This is a genomic window from Streptomyces inusitatus, assembly GCF_014651115.1.
GTDB classification, from domain to species: Bacteria; Actinomycetota; Actinomycetes; order Streptomycetales; family Streptomycetaceae; genus Streptomyces; species Streptomyces amakusaensis.
The window spans coordinates 1-1,882 of record NZ_BMWG01000071.1 but is presented as its reverse complement, the minus strand read 5'-3'; the positions used below and the strand labels follow the sequence as shown (position 1 = coordinate 1,882).

The 1,882-nt window shown below is 70.8% G+C and carries 1 protein-coding gene; it reads right to left on the bottom strand.

Annotated features, from left to right (window positions below; genetic code table 11):
* Positions 1–1,882 (bottom strand): non-ribosomal peptide synthetase (locus IE247_RS33845; RefSeq protein ID WP_190127207.1); only part of this gene is annotated, 1,882 nt, incomplete at both ends.

Here is a 1,882-nt window from a genome sequence, read left to right as displayed (position 1 = left end):
CACACCCACATCCCGCGCCACCACCGCCAACCCACCCACCGACCCACACTGAAAAACCTCACGGGGAGTGATGACCAGACCGGCCTCTCGGGCACGGCTCACCAGCTGGATCGAGAGAATGCTGTCGCCCCCGAGATCGAAGAAACCGTCCTCGACACCCACCTCGGGCAGCCCCAGAACTTCGGCGAAGAGCCGGGACAGGGTCTCTTCGACGGGGGTGCGCGGGGCCCGCCCGGTGACGGCGGCGGCGAAGTCCGGCGCGGGGAGGGCGCCGCGGTCGAGCTTCCCGTTCACGGTCAGCGGGAGCCGGTCCAGTACGACCACGGCGGCGGGGACCAGATAGTCCGGGAGTTCCTCGCCGAGACCCCGGCGGAGTTCGGTGCCGTCGAGCCGGGTGCCGTGCTCGGGGACGGCATAGGCCACCAGACGCTTCTCACCGGGCCGGTCGGAGCGGACCAGGGCGACGGCCTGGGCCACCCGGGCGTCGCGGAGCAGTGCGGCCTCGATCTCGCCGGGTTCGATACGGAAGCCCCGTACCTTGACCTGGTCGTCGGCCCGGCCGACGTACTCCAGCTCGCCGTCCGCGCGCCATCGCGCCAGGTCTCCGGTCCGGTACATCCGTGAGCCCGCCGGACCGTACGGATCGGCGACGAACCGCTCCGCGGTCAGCGCCGGCCTGCGCACATACCCTCGCGCGAGACCCGCGCCCGACGCATACAGCTCGCCGATCACTCCCACGGGCACCAGGCTCAGGGCCGTGTCCAGGACATATACACGGGTGTTGTCGAGCGGCCCGCCGATGGGAACCGTGTGGCGGTCGCCGAGTCCGCCGGCGGGAACGCGGTAGTGGGTGGTGAAGGTGGTGTTCTCCGTGGGGCCGTAGCCGTCGACCACGCTGAGCCCCGGGCACGCCGCCTGAACGCGTCGTACCGCGTCCGGGTCGACGACGTCCCCACCGACCCACAGCTCCCTCACCCCGGACAGCGACTCGGGGCTCTCCTGGGCGATGAGATGGCAGAGGCCCGCGGTGAGCCAGAGGCCGGTGACCCTGCCGTCGCTGGTCAGCCGCTTCAGCTGAGCAGCGTCCAGCGGTACGGGCGGGGCCACGACGACTTCGCCGCCGGAGAGCAGCGGCACCCAGATCTCATAGGTGGAGGCGTCGAAGGAGTGCTGCGAGTGGAAAAGGACACGGTGGTGGTCCCCGCCGCGCCAGCAGCTGTCGTGCGCGAGCTGGACCACGGCGGAGTGGGGGACGGCCACTCCCTTCGGCTCACCGCTCGACCCGGAGGTGTACATGACGTAGGCGAGCTGCCGGGGATCGCCGGGAGCGGGGAGCGTGTGTTCGGTCCCCTCGGCCGATTCCCCGGGCTCGTCCACGGCGATGGGCAGTACCTCGTCCGGGAGCCGATGGCGCTCCAGGGTGGCGGTGTCGGTCAGCACCCATCGTGCTCCGGTCTCCGCGAGCAGCCGTCGCCCGCGCGATTCCGGTTCCTTGGTGTCCAGCGGCAGATAGGCGGCTCCGGCCTTGAGCACCGCGAGGAAGGAGACGAGCAGTTCGGGAGAGCGCGGCAGCAGTACGCCGACGATCGCCTCGGGTCCCACTCCCGCCTCGACGAGCCGTCGCGCGAGGCCGGTGGCTCGCAGTTCGAGTTCCCGGTACGTCAGGGTCTCGTCGTCCGAGCGCACGGCGACGGCCGACGGGGTACGGGCGACCTGGTCGGCGAAGCACTGGTGGAGCGTGTTCGCCGCTTCGGGGAGCGGCTGATCCGTCTGGTTCCATTCCGTCAGCAGGAGACGGCGTTCGTCCTCGGAGAGAACGTCCAGCCGGCCGATCCGCACATCAGGATCCCCCGCGACCGCCTCCAGCAACCGAACAAAACGC